14 protein-coding genes are annotated in these 19,121 nt (G+C 63.3%); all 14 read right to left on the bottom strand.

Annotated elements, in window-relative coordinates; all coding sequences use genetic code 11:
• Window positions 1-26 precede the first annotated feature (26 nt).
• The 14 genes from PQQ51_RS11865 to PQQ51_RS11800 all read right to left on the bottom strand — a co-directional run bounded on the left by PQQ51_RS11865 (window position 27) and on the right by PQQ51_RS11800 (window position 18,944).
• The gene (locus PQQ51_RS11865; RefSeq protein WP_408496975.1) at window positions 27-1,310 is read right to left on the bottom strand and encodes a glycosyltransferase; all 1,284 of its coding nucleotides are present in this window, start codon (window positions 1,308-1,310) and stop codon (window positions 27-29) included.
• Complete coding sequence (locus tag PQQ51_RS11860) at window positions 1,307-3,637, bottom strand: DUF4838 domain-containing protein (protein WP_408496974.1); 2,331 nt, start codon at window positions 3,635-3,637, stop codon at window positions 1,307-1,309. The genes PQQ51_RS11865 and PQQ51_RS11860 overlap by 4 nt, the downstream gene beginning before the upstream one ends.
• Window positions 3,634-4,443 (bottom strand): glycosyltransferase family 2 protein, encoded by an 810-nt coding sequence (locus PQQ51_RS11855; protein ID WP_408496973.1) that lies wholly within the window; start codon window positions 4,441-4,443, stop codon window positions 3,634-3,636. The genes PQQ51_RS11860 and PQQ51_RS11855 overlap by 4 nt, the downstream gene beginning before the upstream one ends.
• Before the next feature lie 71 nt (window positions 4,444-4,514).
• Window positions 4,515-5,609 (bottom strand): glycosyltransferase family 4 protein, encoded by a 1,095-nt coding sequence (locus tag PQQ51_RS11850; RefSeq protein WP_408496972.1) that lies wholly within the window; start codon window positions 5,607-5,609, stop codon window positions 4,515-4,517.
• A gap of 3 nt (window positions 5,610-5,612) precedes the next feature.
• Window positions 5,613-6,449 (bottom strand): glycosyltransferase family 2 protein, encoded by an 837-nt coding sequence (locus PQQ51_RS11845; protein WP_408496971.1) that lies wholly within the window; start codon window positions 6,447-6,449, stop codon window positions 5,613-5,615.
• Window positions 6,446-7,720, bottom strand: coding sequence for a hypothetical protein (locus PQQ51_RS11840; RefSeq protein WP_408496970.1), 1,275 nt, complete (start codon window positions 7,718-7,720; stop codon window positions 6,446-6,448). Before PQQ51_RS11840 ends, PQQ51_RS11845 begins: the two co-directional genes overlap by 4 nt.
• A gap of 54 nt (window positions 7,721-7,774) precedes the next feature.
• On the bottom strand, window positions 7,775-10,042 hold the full coding sequence (locus tag PQQ51_RS11835) for a polysaccharide biosynthesis tyrosine autokinase (protein ID WP_408496969.1): 2,268 nt from the start codon (window positions 10,040-10,042) through the stop codon (window positions 7,775-7,777).
• Complete coding sequence (locus tag PQQ51_RS11830; protein ID WP_408496968.1) at window positions 10,039-11,208, bottom strand: polysaccharide biosynthesis/export family protein; 1,170 nt, start codon at window positions 11,206-11,208, stop codon at window positions 10,039-10,041. The genes PQQ51_RS11835 and PQQ51_RS11830 overlap by 4 nt, the downstream gene beginning before the upstream one ends.
• Window positions 11,209-11,326: 118 nt before the next feature.
• Window positions 11,327-11,728 carry a hypothetical protein gene (locus PQQ51_RS11825; RefSeq protein WP_408496967.1) on the bottom strand — a complete coding sequence of 134 codons (402 nt, stop codon included), beginning with the start codon at window positions 11,726-11,728 and terminating at the stop codon, window positions 11,327-11,329.
• Between the two features lie 14 nt (window positions 11,729-11,742).
• Complete coding sequence (locus PQQ51_RS11820; protein WP_408496966.1) at window positions 11,743-12,198, bottom strand: arsenate reductase/protein-tyrosine-phosphatase family protein; 456 nt, start codon at window positions 12,196-12,198, stop codon at window positions 11,743-11,745.
• A gap of 7 nt (window positions 12,199-12,205) precedes the next feature.
• A complete protein-coding gene (locus PQQ51_RS11815; RefSeq protein ID WP_408496965.1) occupies window positions 12,206-13,726 on the bottom strand; it encodes a mannose-1-phosphate guanylyltransferase/mannose-6-phosphate isomerase in 1,521 nt (506 codons plus the stop codon).
• A gap of 683 nt (window positions 13,727-14,409) precedes the next feature.
• Complete coding sequence (locus PQQ51_RS11810; RefSeq protein ID WP_408496964.1) at window positions 14,410-15,126, bottom strand: carboxypeptidase regulatory-like domain-containing protein; 717 nt, start codon at window positions 15,124-15,126, stop codon at window positions 14,410-14,412.
• Window positions 15,127-15,145: 19 nt separating this feature from the next.
• Entirely contained in the window at window positions 15,146-17,542 is a 2,397-nt protein-coding gene (locus tag PQQ51_RS11805; protein ID WP_408496963.1) for a YjbH domain-containing protein, read from the bottom strand.
• A 22-nt stretch (window positions 17,543-17,564) separates the two neighbouring features.
• The gene (locus PQQ51_RS11800; protein ID WP_408497108.1) at window positions 17,565-18,944 is read right to left on the bottom strand and encodes an undecaprenyl-phosphate glucose phosphotransferase; all 1,380 of its coding nucleotides are present in this window, start codon (window positions 18,942-18,944) and stop codon (window positions 17,565-17,567) included.
• Between the last annotated feature and the right edge of the window lie 177 nt (window positions 18,945-19,121).

The raw sequence follows: 19,121 nt of genomic DNA, 5'->3' as shown, positions 1-19,121 counted from the left end.
CCATCGCAGTTCCTCAAAAGGCCTTTCTAGTTATGAACAGATATCGGTAATTCGGTTTTTTGCCAGCCCGTTTCCGGGGAGGCACGTTGCTCAGGCGCTATCTGCGCGAGATTACCGTCAAGCGTGCGTCGCAATACCTGAAGTTGCGCGTCGTGCCACAACCGCGCGGACTGTCGCGCCGCCGCGCCTTCCGCCGCGCGATGGTCGGTATCGCGGACCAGTCTGATCACCGCATCGGCGAAACCTTGCGCGTCGCTATCGCCTACCACCGTCACGCCGCGCAAACAATTCGCTGTCAGGCCGCGAGCGCCCAGGCGGGTCGTCACCACGGGCAAGCCGTATTGCATGCTCTCGAGCAGCTTGATGTTGATGCCGGTGCCGAGCAACATCGGGTTGATCGAAATCGGCGCCGATGCAAACGCGTCGGCCAGATTCTTCACGGGTCCACGCTTGATCAGGTTCGGATGATCGTCCACCGCGCCGGCGATTCCGCCCAGCAGATGCAAGTGGAACTGCGGCACGACAGCGACGATGCGCGGCAGTACCTCTTTCATGAAGTACGCCAGCGCATCGCGATTCGGTTGATTGTTGCTGGCGAGAAATGCCGCGTCGGCGTGAGCCCGGCTATCGACACCCGCACAGGGTTCGAGAAGATGACTCAGCACGGCCACCTCGGGCGCGTGTTTTGTACTGATGAGCCGCGCGGATAACACCGCCCCCTCCTCCGCCTGAATGGCCAGCACCACCTGCGCGCGCCGCAAGCCGTCGTTTTCGCGCTTCTGCGAAATCGAGAACATGTAGTTCTGTGCACCCGGACGACCGATAAAAGGAATGTGCCGGTCCGCGAAGATGTCATGCGTATCGAGCACCTTGATCACCGAATCGGGAAATGCGTCGAGCGCACGCGAATAGAAAACGTATTCGACGAACACTGCGTCGAAGCCACGCTCATCCTGCAAACGTCGTAACTGCTTCGAGAATGTCGTGCTATAGAGTTCGTCGAGCCCCGTGTAATACCCGTCGCGATGACCGGCTACGCGAGCCGCGATGCGCCGCAACAGCCATGCGACTCGCTTCGCGCGATACAACCACAGTGCCGCTCCCGTGCGATGCAATACCGTCACACGCGAGGCTCCGAATTCTTCATGGTGCGCATCTGTATCGAAGCTTTCGGGCTGGCGGCTCTCCAGATAAATGAACTCCACCTGGTGACCGAGCGACCGGATCGTGCGGGCCAGATTCAGAACGCGGCTGCGATTGCCCGCGTTGAGCGGAAACAGCGGAATAGGAGAAACAATGGCGACTTTCACGGCGCATTCCCATTGAGTTCGAGCATGGCTGAAGTAGCGGCAGTCGCCGCATCGTGACGAATGGCGATAAAGCGGTCGATCAACACGGCTTGTCCTTTTGCGAGACCCACGCCGTGTACGTACACGCCGCGTTCATGGTCGAAGGTGTAAGCGAACGGGCCGCCCGGAACCGGCAGCAAGCGATAGGCGGAGCCCGGCAGCGCACGAACCGGCGTGTCGGTGCGGCGCGTCATCGGTGGATACGCGCCCACGCGAATCGCCGAGCCGGCCGGCGCAAGCGCGGCGTCGGGCACGCGGACCTCTGCAAACAGATCCCATTGGCCTTCATGCGGCAACTTGTCGAATTTGAGTTGCACGGCCCACGCGCCGGAGTCGCCGCGCAGCGACACCGCGCCGCCCTGTGCCGCTTCGGTATCCGATACCACGCGAGCGCTGTCGTAGAGATTCAGCTTGCGCACGCCGATTTCCTGCCAGTCCGTTGCGTCGAGCTTCGACACGCCAGCCGGCGGTGTCGACGGATGCCAGGACACGTCCAGCAGGCTTCGCAACGCGCCGAGGTCGCCGCTTTGTCGATAAGCGCTCACGTGGCTTGCCGCAAGCGTGTCCAACAGACGCGTTTTGCGCGCCGCGATATCCATGTCCCACCCGTCTTGCTGCGCGCGATCCTCATAGCGTTCCCGCAGCGCGAGGATCACAAAGTCCAGCGGCGCACGTGCGTTGCGGACTCGCGCCAGTTTCGTCGAATCGTCGGCCACCGCGCGCTCGGCAACGCCGAAATCCCGATCGGACTGGCGCACGAACTCGTACGTATACATCGCCGAGTCGACCGGTGTCTGTTCCGCCAGCACGTCGCCGGTGGCGCGCGCGGTCTCGTGCATTCTGTCGATATAGCGCGCGATAGCCGGTCCGGCCGCGCCGTAATACGCGTTGCAATATTCCCGCACCAAGGCCGGCACATCCGCAGACGGCGACCAGAGTTGCCGCGCAATGAGCCACACCCGCAGACTCGAAAACTCGCCGCCGCGCGATTGCCAATCGCCTTCGGCGAAATAGCCTTCGACATGCGCGAGCGTCGCCAGCCAGGCAATGCTGCGACCGATCGGATAAAGATTCGGCGTAGGTTGCAGATAACCGCCGAAGTTCACGATGTGGTCCCACACCATCACGTGCCTGGCAATCTCGTTCCAGCGTCGAATACCTTCTCCGAGCTGCGAATTGCGGCCTTCGTTCAATGCGGTGCTGTAATCGACCTGGATCGTCATCGGGTAGACCAGCACGTCGTCCGGCACGCTCATGTTGTCGGGGGGCGCAAAACCCCAGTGATAAGCGGGCATCGCAAAGCGCGCGTCGGGAATCTGCTGGCGCACACGCGCGGCCACGTCCGTCACCATGTCGAGAAACGCAGCGGACGGCGCGCCGCCATGCGAGTCGGCGAACGCGCGGCTCGCTAGGTCCATGTCCCAGCCCCAATCCATATCGTGGATACCGAACCAGATCTTGCCGGGCGCATTCCGCGTATTCAGGCGCTGCACGATTTCGTCGGCCATCACGCGACGCACGTCGGGCGACATCATCGCCAGTTGCCCACCGCCGAACCAGTCAGGGTGCTCCGTTGCATAACGCGAGCGCGGCACGAGTGTCCAGAAATCAAAGTCGCCGCCACGGGCGAGCCAACTGTGGTCCCACATATCGATGCCGGCCGGCGACGGCCGGAACGACGTGCCATGCGATTCGCCGTTCAACAGGTTATGCGCGCGAAACGTTTTGTCCTCCGCCTCCGCGCTGAGTACTTCCCGATAGGCAAAACGCGGCTTCTGCCGCACGGCGACGGTCGATACTTTCAATGTGCGCTGAACCGGCACCTCGACCGCATCGGGCGCGAGCCATTTGACGCCGAGTTGCCGGTCCAGCCACCAATACACACCAAACAACGTGCCGCGCGGGGTGTTGCCTGAAATAATCAGGTTTCCCGACGATTGGCAGATGACAAAGCCATCGTCGCCCAGCGCCGCGTCGCGATTGCCGGCGCAATGCTGCACGGCGTCCTGACCGCCGCCGACTACGATTGCAGGCCGGCCACCAAAGCCGTCATCGTCCGACACCGAGAACTGTGCCGTCGAGATACGCGACAGATAATCCGCCAGCTCGTCGGCCGCGTGTCGCGTGACCGCGTCGGTTGCGCCGGCGCGAATCGTGTAGCGTGCGACGCCGTGGTCAGCGAGCGTGGCGAAGTCTGCCGCGCAACCAGCGGCGGCATACAGGGATGCGGATACGGCAAGACCGGCGAAGCTCGCCAGCCGCAGTCCGAATCGGCGCGACGTATTCAACGGGATATTCCCGAAATGCCCGGCGGCAGCGACAGAGGCACATGAAACTTGCGCCGGAATCGCAACAGGCTGCGCAAATGATGCCGCCCGGCCCCCGATAACGGGCCCTTCGCCGATTGCCGTTGATGCAGGTGAACCAGCGTCACGCCGGGCATGCACAGCACGCGGTAGCCGGCCTGCCACGTGCGGGCGCATAGATCGACGTCCTCCATATAGAGGAAATACGATTCATCCATTCCGCCGAGCGCCTCATACATCTCGCGGCGCACGATGAAGCCGGTGCCCATCACCCACTCGGCGTCGAACGCGCCGTTGCAGTTCCAGGCTTCGACCATCATGTGATGTTGCAGGCGAGCCCTGAACGGCGCGGTGCGGCCTAGCGCCGTGCGCCGCCCGAGGATGTCGAGCCAGCTGTAGAAGCGGCGCGCCGAATACTGGCGGCGCCCGTCCGGGTACTGCAGATCGAGACCGACGAGCCCGGCTTCGGGCTGCGTGTCGAGAACTTCGAGTACCGCCGACAAGCGATTCTCCGTGAACCGCGTATCCGGATTGACCACCAGTACATAGTCGCGCCGGCAAGCCGCCATGCCGAAGTTCACACCCGAGCCGAAACCCCGATTGCACGCCGACCTGAGCAGGCGAATGCCGGCGGGCAGGCTGACGCGAAAACGCGCATACGAGTCGTCCGGCGACGCGTTGTCGACCACGACAATGTCTTCCGGCAGCGCGACATCGAGTTCGAGCAGCGATGCTACGCAGGCTTGCGTCAACTCCGGCGTTCCATAGTTGACGATAATGACGTTCAAGCGTCCTTGTGTGTTCACCGTTTCACCCCGTTACGTGTGTTTTATTTGCACCGCCGGCACTGCCGAAAACATCAGCGCGCCGAATGACCGACCTCATCCACCAGCGACCAAAGCGTCGCCGCCGACGCATCCCAATCGAAATGCGTGACCCGTTCGTAGCCGCGTGCGATCAACTCGTCGCGCCAGCCGCGGTCCTCGGCGAGACGCTTCATTGCCGCCGCGATGTCCGGCACCGACAGCGGATCGACGAGCATCGCCGCCTGCCCGGCCACTTCGGGCATCGAAGACAGATTCGACGTCAGCACCGGCACGCCCGAGGCCATCGCCTCGAGAATCGGCAGGCCGAAGCCTTCGTAAAGGGAAACGAACGCGAGAAAGAGCGCGCCGCGATAGAGCTTCGGCATCGCGTCGTTGGGCAACACGCCAGCAAACACGAGCGACGCTTCAGAGCCGCATCGGCGTGCGTGATCGATCAGCGCTTCGTCGGGGCTGCCGGTCAGCACGAGGCGTACGCCCGACTGCGCCAAACCGCTCGCGCTGAATGCTTCGATCAGCCGATTCAGGTTTTTGTACGAGCGTCGATTGCCGGGGTACAGCACATAGGGAAACGGATAATCGAGCGTCTCGCGGTTTTGCGCGTACGCGGCATCGACTCCGTTGACGATCACATGCACCCGATCCGGCGACATGCCCGACCACGCGAGAAACTCGTTGCGCGTGAATTCGGAAACGCAAACCACCGCGGCACAGCGGCGATAAAACCAGCGGAACACGTGGTCGTAATAGAGACGATGCGCACGGCTGTAGAAATGCCGATGAGTCAGGTCATGAACCGTGACTACCGACGCACAGTGCTCGCGCAACGTCGGCACCGGCGGCACGAAACCTGGGTTCCAGAACACGCCGTCGCGTGAGGAAACGCCTTTGAGCGCACGCGTCAAGGCGAGCGGCGTGAAAGGCCGCGCGACGCCGCCTTCGACAGCCAGCGGCTCGACCTCGATATGCGATGGCGCTCTGGAGAGGTAAGCCTCCATCACGTTGTAGATACCGGTCCCTGTCGGCCACCGCAAATCCGCGTGAACGACGAGCGCTTCACGGCGCGCAGCCGGGGCCGATGTACGCGCGTCTTGGGCAGGCATCCGATAGCGAGCTTCTGCGAGATCCATGGCTCAGTCCATCCAGCCAAGCAAACGCTGCGACGCCGCGATCCAGTAGTAACGCGCTCGCGCCGGACGATACCGGATGATCGACAGCACGCAGCCGGCAACGGCGCGAGCAATCATGTACGACACGTAATGCGCCGGATACCGGTTCAGCCTGAGCACGCGGCCGAAGCCGCGGTTGTATAGCCGGCCGCGCGAAAACGCTTTATCGTCGAAAATCTCCAGCGGCTCCGGATGGCCGATGCGCAGTTGCGGGTCGTAGCGAACCCGCATGCCTGAGCGCAGCGCGCCAAGCAGGAAATTGACTTCTTCGCCGGCGCCCCAACGCGTGCCCGCGCCCACGCCGAGTTGTTCGTCGAACCGGCCGGCCGCGCTTGCCGCGTCGACGCGTAAAAAGATCGTCGCCGAGCACGCGCAGGTCCAGATGTTGTAGCGGTCCACCAGCATGGAGCGGGTCGCCCAGCGTCCCTGCGAAGGCTTGCCGCTATCGTCGACGGTGCAGCCGGTCAGGCCGGCGAGGTGGCGATCTTCCGCGAAGCGACCCAGCACGAATGCCAGCGTGTCAGGCGCATACCAGCAGTCGTCGTCGGGAAACGCGACGATTTCGCCGCGCGCCGCTTGCAAGCCCACGTTTCGCGCGCGCGACAACCCCTTCTCCGAACGCAGGTAGACGATGTCCAACCGCCCTGCGAATCGCTCGACCACCCGTCGCACGCGATCATCCAGGTTCTGGTCGACGACGATCAACTCGAAGTCGTCGCAAGTCTGCCCGGTCAGCGATTCGAACATGCGCTCGAGTTCGCTGCCGCGTCCGAACGTTGCCATGATCAGCGAGAATTTCATAGAAAAGAGCCCTGTGACGAAGACCTGCGACGGGAAAAGAGGAGCCGCTGAGGCTGCGCAAAGCCGGAGCCGGAGGGCCGGCCCATGCTCGCGGACGCCGCAAAAGAGGCGAGTACGCCGAGAAACAGATAGGAGGTTTCGCTCTCGTGCATCGGATTGACCAGCGACCACGCCGCCAGCGGCAGCATCAGCAACACGGCGCGGCGACCGAGTCCGAGCCCGCAAAAAAACACCGCCCACGCGAAGAGACCGATCGGCCCGGCCACCAGCATCAGATCGAGCGGCGAACAGAACACCGCGTTGGTGCCTTCGCCAAGCCCTTTGACGCTCAATGCCGAATGCGCAAAGTAATATTCGACGAAGCCGAGGCCATGCCCGAGCCAGTCGTTCGCCAGCAGCTTCACCGACTCGATGAACGCAAGACCTCGCTCTTCCTGGAGCTTCACCTGCAACACATCGCCGGAAAACTGACGCGAAAATTCATACGCGTAGAACGCCGCGCCGGCCGCCATCAGCAATACCTTCTGCACGGCATAGCCGCGCACCTGAAACAGCAGCACGATCCCGCACGGAATCAGCACGGTCTTCGATTCGCTGAGCAGCGTCACGACGAGCCCCAGCGAAAGGAAGCGCAGGATGTCGGGCACACGGCGCGGCGATTGCAGGAAACACAGGTAGCTCGCGAGAAAAAACGTCGCGGCGAGCCAGTTGCGCTCCTTGAACGAGCCATGCAGCGCCCCCTGCATGAAGTCGACCTCCTGATACAACACCGGCACATTCAGGTATTGCAGCGCCATCTGATAGAACAGGAAGACCCATAGCACCACGTAGCCATAAGGCAGCGGACGCGTCATATAGCGCTTGCCGAAGTAACGGCCGACCAGATAGAAGCCCGGAAACATGAACGCGAATTTGATGATCTGCTCGGTCGCCTTGATATGCGAGTAGCCGGCGAACCATGTGAGCGCGAGCGTCGCCGTGATGAACAGGCCGAAGCTCCACAACTCCCAGCCGCTGATCGTGATGCGCCGCTGCACGAGCAGAAGCGGCAACACCAGCACGACAAACAGTTGCGACAGTTGCGCGCCGCCGATCTGCACGAACTGGATCGACAGCAGGAACAGCAGCATCAGAAACACCCAATCCGCGAAATCGCGCCGCACGCGTGCGCGCGTTTGCGTCTGCGGGACACGCGGCCGGCGTCGCGGCTCACGAGGGCGCCCCTCGGCAACGACAGGACCCAGCGGCGGAATGCGCACGTCGGCGTTCATCGCGGGCTCCCCGCCATGCCGTGAGATGTCGAGAAGAACGTGCGCATGCCGGCCTCAAACCTCGGTCTCATACGCATACGCCCCTTCGCCATACGAGCCGTACACGGCCTGGCGACGCGGCACGTCGTTGAGGACCACGCCGCCGATCTGGATACCTGCATTACGCAGACGCCGCTCGGCCTCGCGAATCTCGGGCATCGAGCTGCGTCCGTAACGCACGCACAGCAGTGTCGTCGCGCCGAGGCGGCCGATTGCGGCGGCATCGTGCAGCGCGAGGATCGGCGGCGTGTCGACCACGACGATGTCGTAGCAACGCGACGCGGTTTCCAGCAGCGCCTTGAAGCGTCCATCGTTGAGCAGTTCCGGTGAACGCGCGGCGACACCTCGCGCCAGCACGTCGACGCCGGCCACCGACGTGTTCTTGACCGCCCGTTCGAGCGATCCGCTCGTAATCGCGTCCGGCAGGCCGGGCGTGGCGGGCACACCGAAATAGCGATGCGCCTGACCGCGCCGCATATCCGCGTCGATCAGCAGCACGCGCTTGCCGCCGGACGCGAACACCGCGGCCAGATTCGCGCTCAGGAACGACTTGCCCGCGCCCGGCTGCGAACTCGTCACCATGATCACGTTGTTGTGCGCTTCGGCCATCGTGAAATGCAGCGTCGTGCGCAGGCTGCGCACGGCATCGACGGACACGTCCTCGGGAATATCGAGCGCGAGCACGTGCAGCCCCTGATCGTCGCGGCGCTGACGCCGCGTAATGCGGCCCTGCTGACGGCTGTGCGGAATGACCGCATACACCGGCACGCCGAGCGCCTGCTCCAGTTGCTCCGAATGCTCGACGCGTCCCCACACCGCGCGCAGCGAGAACGGCGCGGCAATGCCGAGTGCGAGCCCCACGCACAGCGACAGCGCCAGCACGAGCGCCTGCCTGGGCTTCACCGGCTTGACCGGCAACTCGGGCACGTCGACGATCCGCACGCTGCCGATCTGCCCTTCCTCGACGATCTTCAGTTGCTGCCCGGTATTCAGCAGGTTCGTGTACAGCTCGGTATTCACGCGAACTTCACGCAGCAGACTCAGCCCTTCGCGCTCGGTTTGCGGCAGATGCTCCGCTTTCGCCTTCAACGCACTGTCCTGCGCCTGCAAAGCCGAGAGGCTCTGTTCGAGCGAGATCACCGCGGGGTGCGTATCCGAATAGCGCGCGACCAGATCGATCTGCTTCTGCTTGAGATCGAGAATGCGCGTCTGCACGTCGACTTCCTGGCCGAGCAGCAGCCTTCCCTGCTCGTCGAGATCGACGGTCCCGGAGCGCTGACGGAATGCGGTATAGGCCGCCTCCGCGCGTTCCAGGTTGGCGCGCACTTCGGGCATGCTGCGGCCGAGCGAATCCAGCGTCGCATGCGCCTCCTCGTTGCGATAGTCCTTGTTCTGCTGCACATACGCGTTGACTACCGCCGACAGAATCGTCTCGATGCGCGATTTGTCGTCGCCTTCGAGCGTGACGGAGATGATCCCCGACTGCTTCGCCTTTTCCTCGACGTTGAGCTGGGTTTGAAGCTGCGTGACCGCTTCGAGGCGCGGAATGCGGATGATGCGGAACTGCGTATCCGGCCGCGCCTGAAGCGTGGTCACGCGCAGCGACACCGGCTGCTTGCGGTAGATGCCCGTCGCTTCCTCGCCGGCACGCCCATGCAGCACCACTTCGTCGTCTTCGTCGGTCAGCACGTAGCGGCCGTCACCTTGGGCGGTCAGCGTGAACTTCTCGCCCATCAGGATGCCGTTGTCGGCTTCGCTTTGCGTACTGCTCAACACCGTGAAGCGGTCGACGTCGATGTGTTCGCCGCCCCATGCGAAGCGCGCGAGGCCGAAGCGCGCATCCGCGACGCCGTCCTGCTTGTACATCCGCGCCATCCAGCGGCCGAGTCCCGGAAAATAGCGCGGCCCGGCAACGATATTCAGGTGCAGGCGATCGACCACCGCGTCGATGACCTTGCGCGAGCGAACCAGTTCGAGTTCGGCCGCCGAGCTGCTTTGCGAATCGAGCAGCGCGCCGATATCGCGCAGCGGCGTCTTGCTGACCGAGCTCGAATCGTCGACCTGAATCGTCGAATCCACCTGATAGACCGGCGTACCGAACACCACGTACAGGAGGCCGAGCGCGAAGACGAACAGCGTGATCGTCAGCACGAGGCGCCAGCGCGCCATCACGATATCGACGTAACTCGACAGCGGAACATCGTCGGGGTTCGAATCGGCGACTCGCGCGTCGACAAAGTCCATCGGCACGAGTCCGTTGCGTCTCAGATTGTTATCGTTCATTTGGCTAGCACCGCTCCGGTCAGCCCGGCGTTGATCGCGGGCAGCAACAGCGTCAGCACGCGATTGAAGCGCACCAGTCCGTTGCCGTCGACATACACGACGTCTTTTGGCTGAAGCATGAATTCGTTGGCCAGCACCATCGCAACCGGCGATCTGGCATCGAGATGAAAAACGTCCGGCTGCTTCGTGCCGTGTCCACGGATCACGAAGACCTGCGCCGCGTCCGCGGAATTGCTGTTGATGCTGCCCGCCTGCGAAAGCGCGTCGCCGAGCGAAAGCGAACCGTTGCGTAGCGGCAGCGCGAGCGTCGGCTTGGTCACTTCGCCCATCACGTACACACCGCTGTCCTCGCGCGACATCACCCGCAGCACGTCGCGGTCTTCCAGCACGATGTGCGCGGGGTTGAGGCCTTTGTCGAGCAACTGCGTGAGGTTCAACGTGTAGCGTTGCGAGCCGCGCATCAGTTCGATGCGGCTGCTGTCCGCGGTGGATTGCAAGCCGCCCGCGCGGTCGACTGCATCCACGAGCGTCATCGGCACATCGTTGATCGGCTGCACGCCGGGGCTGTGCACTTCGCCTTCCACGTACACCTGCTGGCTGCGAAACGACGCGATGCGCACCGTCACTTGCGGTGCATGAAACATGGTCAATGCGCGGATCACCGCGACTTGCGCATCGCCGGTCGTCAGGTTGCCGACATGAATCGAACCGGCGTACGGAAACTGCACGTCCCCTTTCTGATCGACCACGAAGCCGCTCGCCGGATCGCTCGTGCGCGGCGCGGCGCCGGCCTGTCCGCCGGGATTGGCGGCGGACAGTTCAGGGTGATCCCACACGGTGATCTGCAACACGTCGCCGGGACCGATCCGATAGGCCGCGCTGCGATTGGCGGCGGACAACAGTTCGACGCTTTGCACGGCCTTGCTGCTGTCGCGCTCACGCATATCGTTCAGCAGGTCGATATTGACGTCCTGAATCGGCACGTCGAGCACCTGGGCCGGCGCGCCGTCGCGTGCGCTTTGCAACGGCAGCGTCTGCTTGTCGGTCATCCGCATTCCCGGCGCCACCGCGCACGCTGCAAGCGACAGACAGAAGCCGCCCAGCGCGAGACGGCGCCATACCGGCGATGGATTTTTTTTAACCTTGTCGTTTGGCCGATGTTTCATTGCCTCTTCCTCGATTTGTTGTAGTTCCCGACTGCACACTCAAGAAGCGGAGCCCCGCGCTCCTTCACTATCCCAACGTTTTTTGTCCTCCCGGACACGGCCAGCCACCGTGTCCTGTTCACCAGGGCGACACCGTCCATGGCGAACCGCTCCAGGGTGTCGTGCTCCACGGCGCCTGAGTCGCGGCCAGATCGCCGCCAGGTAGCTGAAGGTCCTTGCCGACCGATATCGCGTGCCGCGTCCGCGTTTGACGAGTTCCGCCACGACGCGATGTCCGTTCGCCGCGTGTCTGCAAACTCCGCTCGGTCGGCAACATCGCGTAGTCGTCGCGTGACGCGTTGCGGCCGGTTCCTACCGAAGGCACGAGCGGCATGCCCGACTTGTCCGCCGCACCGACGCCCGAGGCCGCGCCCGCCCAGCGCGAGGTCGGTCCCGACAGAGTGGTCATATCGACAACACCTGCGTAAGCGGACGAGCACGCAATCGCGCCGACCATCGACAGCGCTATCAGGTTGCGCATGCAACGGCCCGGATTCAATTCACCGCTCCGCGCGTTTCTTTCGCACCGATGCGCGCGACCCAATGTTCGAGCGCGCGCTCGATATGGCGAGCGACCGCTTCGAACACCGCCGCGGATTGGCCGAACGGGTCGGCAATATCCTGTCGGGTCGTTTGATCGAGCTGAAAGACGCGGCCCCGCGCGAATGGATAGCGGCGTTCCAGTTCGCGGCATTGCGCGGCCGTCATCGCGAGAATCAACTGCGATTCGCGTACGTGGCCCAAATGAACCATTTGCGCGACATGGCCTTCGAGGTCGACGCCACGCCGGCTCATTACGTCGATGGCAAGACGAGCCGCGGGCCGGCCGGTGAGCGCGATCAATCCCGCGCATCGCACCACGAGGTCGGGCAGCGCTTTCAACAGCAGTGCGCCGGCCATCGGGCTGCGGCACACGTTGCCGTCGCAGATAACGAGAACGCGTTCGATCATGATTCGATCAGACGCGGCCGTAGGTATCGTCGAAGCGGACGATGTCGTCCTCGCCGAGATACGAACCGGATTGCACTTCGATGATTTCCACCGGCAACCGGCCGGGGTTTTCCAGTCGATGCGTGACGCCGATCGGGATATACGTCGATTCGTTTTCGCTGAGCAGAAAGCGCTCGTCGCCACGCGTGACCATTGCGGTGCCGCTCACGACGGTCCAGTGCTCCGCGCGGTGATGATGCATTTGCAGCGACAGGCTCGCGCCCGGATCGACCACGATGCGCTTGACCTGAAAGCGCTCGCCGCGATCGATCGAGTCGTACCAGCCCCACGGGCGACGCACCACGCGGTGCGAGGTCGCCTCCGACGCATGCGACGCCGCGATCCGGCCCACCACCGATTTGACCGCCTGCACGTGCGCGCGATCGACCACCAGCACCGCGTCCGCCGTCTCGACAACCGCGACGTTCGTCACACCGACACACGCGACGAGCCGGCCTTCGGAATGCGCGTAGCAGCCGGTCGCGCCTTCGAACATCACCCGACCGCGCCCGGCGTTGCCGTCCGCATCTTTATCCAGCGCTTCCCACACCGCGCTCCAGGAACCGAGATCGGACCAGCCCGCATCCAGCGGAACGGCGACCGCGTCCGGGCCGCCTGGCCATCCGGCGAGCCGCTCCATGACTGCGTAGTCGATCGAATCGCTGGGGCTCGCCTGGAACGCATCGCGCGCCGGCCGGAACGACACGCCGTCGCGACGGCCTTCGGTCACCGCGCGATCGCAAGCCGCGTACATCGCGGGAGCGAGTTGTTCCACCGCAGCGAGCCAAACGCTTGCGCGCACAACGTAAATGCCGCTGTTCCAGAGGTAGCAGCCGGCCTGAATATATTGAGCGGCGATTTCGGGCGTGGGTTTTTCGACGAAGCCGTCCAGACGCACGCCACCTTCGACGCCTTCGGCGCGCACCGCGTCACCGATCCGCAGATAACCGAAGCCGGGGTCCGCACGAGTCGGCGTCACGCCCAGCGTCGCGATGCAGCCGAGGCGCGCATAACCGATCGCCAGATCGAGCGCGCGATGAAAGGCCTTCGCGTCGTCGATGGTGTGATCCGCGGGCATCACCACGAGCACTGCGTCGCCATGCTCCACTCGCGCGAGCGATGCCGCGATCGACAGCGCAGGCGCCGTGTCGCGCCGCGCCGGTTCGACCACGATCGTCGCGTCGAAGCCGCTCTGCGCGAGTTGGCGCGCGGTGATGTGACGATGTTCTTCGCCGCAGATCACGAGCGGCGTGGCGACCGCACGTGTGGCGGCGAAGGCGGCGATGCCGGACGCGCGGCGCAGCGTCGCTTCGAGAAGCGTTTCTTCGCCGATCACGCTCGCCAGTTGCTTTGGATGGTGTTCGCGCGAGATGGGCCAGAGCCGCGTTCCCGCTCCGCCTGCGAGGACCACCGGCACGACGGTGTCCACTGCGCGATCCTGCGATTGTTCGACACGCGGAGCGGCGCGCAGACGCGCGACAACGCTCATGGCCTCATTGCCTGCTTTCATCGTTCACTACCCCCGGAACTGCGATCTTGAGAAGTCGCCTTGGCAAACCGCGTTCGAACTGCGTCGACGTCGGCGAAACTTGCCAGCAACCACGTTATTGGTGGCACCGCCATGTTTCGGATGCCTTTTGCGTAGCGATAAATGCAAGGTCTGTGCCAATCAGCGGGCAACGCGGTTCTCCGCGTTTGCACGACATCGCGACGGATGACTCAAGGTCTCTCAGCCTCATGCTGTATAGGTCTGTCGCGCTTCGATGCTCCGTCGCAGCACACTTCGACGATTCACATTCGAGAGTCGGCCGCGCGGATCAGGGAAAACGTGGCGTAACGCCGGGGTAACGCGTGGGGGGCTGTAACGTGACATGACGTTCGTCGACCGCCCGCCAAACAGGCTCGCCCACAGCAGCGTGTTTTGCATCGCGATGAACAGTGGATGATTTGAAGCGATGCAGGAACCCTAACTAATCCTTACTGGAGTGGGTTCCCGGTCGTCGAAGCATGAAGCGCGGAGAACTTCTGGAAACAATGGGCTGAGGCTTGCAGCGTTTGAATCGGTTGCTGTTTCAAACCGGTGGATCATGCAGGCTGTGATGCCGATCCGGACTCGTCATCGATCCGGATCGGACACGACACCCAGGCATCGCCTGTTCAGATCATGAATCTTTACTTCGTGGTCGACGATCCCGTGCCGCCCGTCGCGCCGTTGCTGCCGCTCGAGATCGGCGCAGCAGCACCGGCCGCTGCTGCTGCGGCCGTCAGCGAAGCAGCGGGTTGCCCATTGCTCGTAATCGCGCCGGCCGCCAGCAACGTGTCGAGGTCCGCATCGGCGCCCGGCGAGCCCGGCGTAAACGAAACGGTGAGGAACGACGAAGAAGAAAGCGTAATTCCGTACAGGTTCTTGATCAGCGTCACGACGGCGGCCTGCGCATTCGCAATCACCGTGCTATTCGTCAGCGCGCTCTGGAACGACGCGTTGGACGAGATGCCGGACAACAAACCGCTCACCGTCGTGCCCAATTGCCCGGCGATATAGCTCAACAGCAACTCCGTCAACGGTGTGACGTTGAACGTGCCCGAGCCGGCCGCGAACGAATGGATCGCGATCGAGCCGCTCGACGCGGCAATCGCGCACGGACCGTCGAACACGAACGTCGCCTTGTACGCGCCGTTGGAATCCGCCGTTGCACTGCCCGAGCCGTTCTTGCAGGTCAACGTGACGCTCGCATTCGCGAGCGCGGCGCCGACGGCCGCAGTGCCGCTCACCGTACCGCCCGGCGAACTGCCGCTGTCGCCGCCACCGCACGCAACCAGCGCGCTCGTCGCAAGTACCATCGATCCGAACTGCAGCGTGCGCAGCATGGCGCCGTTAAGAAGCTTCATCGCCCATCTCCAAAGAAAGTCATTCACAATTGACCGGCACCAGCGCCTGTGCGTCGCTCACACCCTGAAAGCCGTTTCCGCAAACACGCCGTGAAAACGCGATGCCCATCGCTGCGGCCGGCGCGTTCGCTTGCGGCCTGGGCGCTGGCGTGGGCTGGGTCGCATCGCCACCGGGCCGCCCATAACGCAGATACGCGTCGCGCATCCGGTAAAGCTGTGTCGAGAAGTACTCGCCGCTAAAGCGGCCCTGATTCAACAGATATTGCTGCGTGCTGTACGGGAAGCTCATGTTCTGCGCGCCGTCGGCGGACAGATAATTCGTCGATCTCACACGCGTGCGGAAGTCGAGTCCGAACTGTTCGGAACCCGACAGCTGCGTGATGCCCGGCTTCATCCCCTGGCGCAAAGTCAGCGGGAAGCTGATCGCCGCGCCGACAAACGTGCCCTGCCCGCTATGTTCGCCATGCACGCTCACGGAAACGTCGTCGAACCAGCGCGTGAGCGTCGCAACCGGTCCTTTGTCACCGCCCACGAAGCGCGCGACGCCCGCTTCGATCCACAGCTTCCACGACGGTTGAACCCAACGATAAGTGAGCTCCGCGTTCTTCTCGCTCGGCAATTCGTCGTGGCCCGGTTCGTGGTGCAAATACGCGAGCCGCAAGCGGATCAGATCGGGACGGCCCGGCACGAACACCGTCGTTTCGTTCTGCACGCCGACATACGAGTAATCGAACTTGCCGACCGATGCGACGTTGAACACCTGCGGCACGATCCAGAAACTCTGCGCAAGCGCCACCGAATTCAGTCCGCCGCGCAAGCGGTAATCGCTGAAGACGCGTCCCGAATCCATGTTCTTCGTGTTGTAGAGCGGCGCGATGTAGCTCGCGTAAAACTCGGCGCCGCGCCACAGCGGAATGAAGCCTTCGATGTTCGCACCAAGCGAAATATCGAAGTTGCCGTACTCGGTGCCGTACAGGTAGCTGACGATCGGCTCGATCTGAATGCGCGTCAGACCATGCGTGTGTTCGTTGCCGTGCCACGCGATCGAGTCCGCGTCGTAAGTGGGACGCGAGCGCATCGTCAGCGAAGCGCCAGCCGCGCCGCCTGCGACGAACTGCGCGAACGCATCGCGATCGACGACGACTTCGCCCAACGGCTCGTTGGCCTTCTTGATCACCACGTGGATCTTGTCCGTGCCGTGCGGTGCGTTCACGCTCGCCACGCCGAGCACGATGCCGAGCGCGTCGGCTTCGTTCTGGTTGTAGCGGTGGTTTTCATACTCGACCACCAGATCGCGACCGCTCACGCCGACTCGCACGCGCTCCAGACCGGCAGCGAACAACTGCGCGGCGATTTCATCGAGTGCGGCGGTATCCAGTGCTTCGGGAATCGCCGGTGACGGCTTGTCGGGCGAACCGGCCGCCGTCACATCGCTCAGCATCACGGACGCATACGACTGCAGCGGCGGCACATAAGTTATCGGCACCGCGCCGAGCGGATTGCTGTTTGCCGCGGCGGCGCGCGGGTCGACGGGTTGCAGGCTGGCAAGCCGAAGCGGTTCGTCATTGGCGTTCGCCGTTTGAGCCACGGGCACTTGCGGACCTTCGCACAGACCGTCCGCGCACCGCGCAGCGCTGAAGCGTTTGCCGAGCGGAATCTGAATGCCCACCGAGAACGACGTGCGCGGCGACACGCCGTCGGTCGAACGGATCGAGCGCATGAAGGTGGCGATCACGTTCGCATCGGCCAGCCAGCGAATCCGCGGCGACTGATAACGCACGCCGGCGTACGGCGTTTTCGAATCGTCTTCGGCGAGCAGCGATAAGCCCGTATTCCACAGCGACACTTGCGCGCCGCCGAACACGCCGTCGAGGCGATCGCCCTGTCCGTAGCCCGCAGTCAATGTCACCGGTCCGAATGCTTGCGACACCACGCCGTATTTCGAACGGAAAAAATTCGTCTGCCCGCCGATGTCGCCGATACCGAATGCGATGCTCGGCTGATACTTGAAGAACTTCGGCACTTCGAGCTTCACATCGCCCATCAGATGACGGAACAGGAAGTGGTCGGCGTTGCTGAACGGCGCGTGAACGTCGGCTGGATAATTAGCGAGTCCACCCGACACTTCCACATAAGGCAGCAAGCCCACCGCGCCCCAATACATCTGCGCGCCGGTGGCCTGCTTGCCGTAACGCGGATCGATGTAGTTGTTGTACTGCGCTTCCACGGTCCCTTCGGGCAACGCGAACGCATAAGGGATCACGAGGCCGCCCGCCTGACCGAGCGCGTTGAGCGCCGGATCGGCCGCGTGCGCCGACACGCAGAACGTCAAAGCGGCCGCGAGCGCCAGCGCATTCGGCACCGTAACGGGTTGGAGTTGGGGTTGGGGTCGGGGTCCGCGCAATGTGTTGGCCATATGTTTTTATGAAATGCGGGTGTCAGTACGCGTTGCTATGAACCAGACCCTTCGCGATGGTCGCCGCGACAATCTTCATGTCGAGCCCGAACGACCAGTTGCGCAGGTAGTACAGATCGTGTTCGACGCGTCCTTGCATCTTCTCGATCTGATCGGTCTCGCCTCTGAATCCGTTGATCTGCGCCCAGCCGGTGATGCCCGGTTTGATCCGGTAGCGGTGGATATAGCCGTTCACGACCTTCTGATAGAGCTCGTCGTGTTCGATCGCATGCGGCCGCGGACCGACAACCGACATATCGCCGCACAGCACATTGATGAATTGCGGCAGTTCGTCGAGACTCGTGCGCCGCAGAAAGGCGCCCACTCGCGTAATGCGCGGGTCGTCGCGGGTTGCCTGCTTCACCACGCCGGCTTCCACCGCGTGCGGACGCATCGAGCGGAACTTGTAGATTCTGAAGATGCGGCCGTCCGCACCCTTGCGCTTCTGCGTAAAGAACACCGGTCCGCGCGACGACAGCTTTACCGCGATGGCAATCGCAATCAGCAGCGGCGCGAGCGCCAGCAGCGCGCAGGCAGCGAACGCGCGGTCGAAGATTTCTTTCTTCACCAGCGCGCGAGCCGGTACCGGCGAAGCGACAAGATTGATCGCGGGCATTCCGATCAGGTCGATCATCCCGCTGTCGAACAATGCAACGCTGCGCATGTCCGGCACGAAACGCACGTTCACGAGGTCGTCGCGGAACTCGCTGACGAAACGGGAAATCGTGCGCTCTTCCGAGAGCGGCAACGCGAGCCACAACTCCTGCACGTCGTGAGACCTGACGTAGGCCGCGAACTTGTCGATGTCGTCATACACCGGCACGCCGGAGCCGGTCGTGCCCAGCACGGGACGCACGTCGAACGCCGCGACCGCGCGAAACCCGCTGGCCGCGGAGCCTTCGATATTTCGCACCACCTGGTGACAGTGCGAGCCGCAGCCGACCACCGCCACGCGGCGCAGATTGATCCCCGCGTGCCGCAGATGCGCGAGCACCGTATGCACCAGCAGGCGCGATACGATCAGACCGCCGCCGCTCAGCGCAGTCCAATAGGCGAACCACAAACGCGATATGTCGTCGGTGCGATGCAGGGAGAACATCAGCACGAGGCCGCAAGCCTGAACCACGAGCCAGGCGAGCGCCATCTGCCCGGCCATGCGCAACATCGCGCGGCCGCGCCACGAACCATAGACGCCGAATACCGGGAAGAAGACCAGCGTCAACGCAGTTGCAAACGCAACGAATGCGGTGTCGATCCGGTCTTGTGCCAGATCTTCAAACCGCACTTGCGATGCAGCCAACGCGCCGAGGACGACTAGCGTCACATCGAGCATGCGCGCAATCAGGCTCTGCAACCCCGGAATCGTTCTTCTATGCTGCGCAAAATTCGCCGTGTCCATTCTTATCCCTGCGCTGGTCTCTCGCGCCAAACGTTCTTATCGGGCCGTTCAACTTGTGTTCGCTTCAACGGCTCAGATCCCACGACATCCACCACCACGCTCTTCGCGAATACAACACCGCCCCGGCACGCGAAGAAGCGC

Origin of the sequence: Paraburkholderia xenovorans, from assembly GCF_046030735.1 — a bacterium.
Taxonomy (GTDB): Bacteria; Pseudomonadota; Gammaproteobacteria; order Burkholderiales; family Burkholderiaceae; genus Paraburkholderia; species Paraburkholderia xenovorans_A.
This window is presented reverse-complemented; position numbering and strand designations above follow the sequence as displayed.

Excerpts from the sequence above, each read along its gene's own strand:
- PQQ51_RS11850 (WP_408496972.1), bottom strand. The coding sequence starts at position 5,609 with ATGGATCTCGCAGAAGCTCGCTATCGGATGCCTGCCCAAGACGCGCGT.
- PQQ51_RS11845 (WP_408496971.1), bottom strand. The coding sequence starts at position 6,449 with ATGAAATTCTCGCTGATCATGGCAACGTTCGGACGCGGCAGCGAACTC.
- PQQ51_RS11840 (WP_408496970.1), bottom strand. The coding sequence starts at position 7,720 with ATGAACGCCGACGTGCGCATTCCGCCGCTGGGTCCTGTCGTTGCCGAG.
- PQQ51_RS11835 (WP_408496969.1), bottom strand. The coding sequence starts at position 10,042 with ATGAACGATAACAATCTGAGACGCAACGGACTCGTGCCGATGGACTTT.
- PQQ51_RS11830 (WP_408496968.1), bottom strand. The coding sequence starts at position 11,208 with ATGAAACATCGGCCAAACGACAAGGTTAAAAAAAATCCATCGCCGGTA.
- PQQ51_RS11825 (WP_408496967.1), bottom strand. The coding sequence starts at position 11,728 with ATGCGCAACCTGATAGCGCTGTCGATGGTCGGCGCGATTGCGTGCTCG.
- PQQ51_RS11820 (WP_408496966.1), bottom strand. The coding sequence starts at position 12,198 with ATGATCGAACGCGTTCTCGTTATCTGCGACGGCAACGTGTGCCGCAGC.
- PQQ51_RS11815 (WP_408496965.1), bottom strand. The coding sequence starts at position 13,726 with ATGAGCGTTGTCGCGCGTCTGCGCGCCGCTCCGCGTGTCGAACAATCG.
- PQQ51_RS11810 (WP_408496964.1), bottom strand. The coding sequence starts at position 15,126 with ATGAAGCTTCTTAACGGCGCCATGCTGCGCACGCTGCAGTTCGGATCG.
- PQQ51_RS11805 (WP_408496963.1), bottom strand. The coding sequence starts at position 17,542 with ATGGCCAACACATTGCGCGGACCCCGACCCCAACCCCAACTCCAACCC.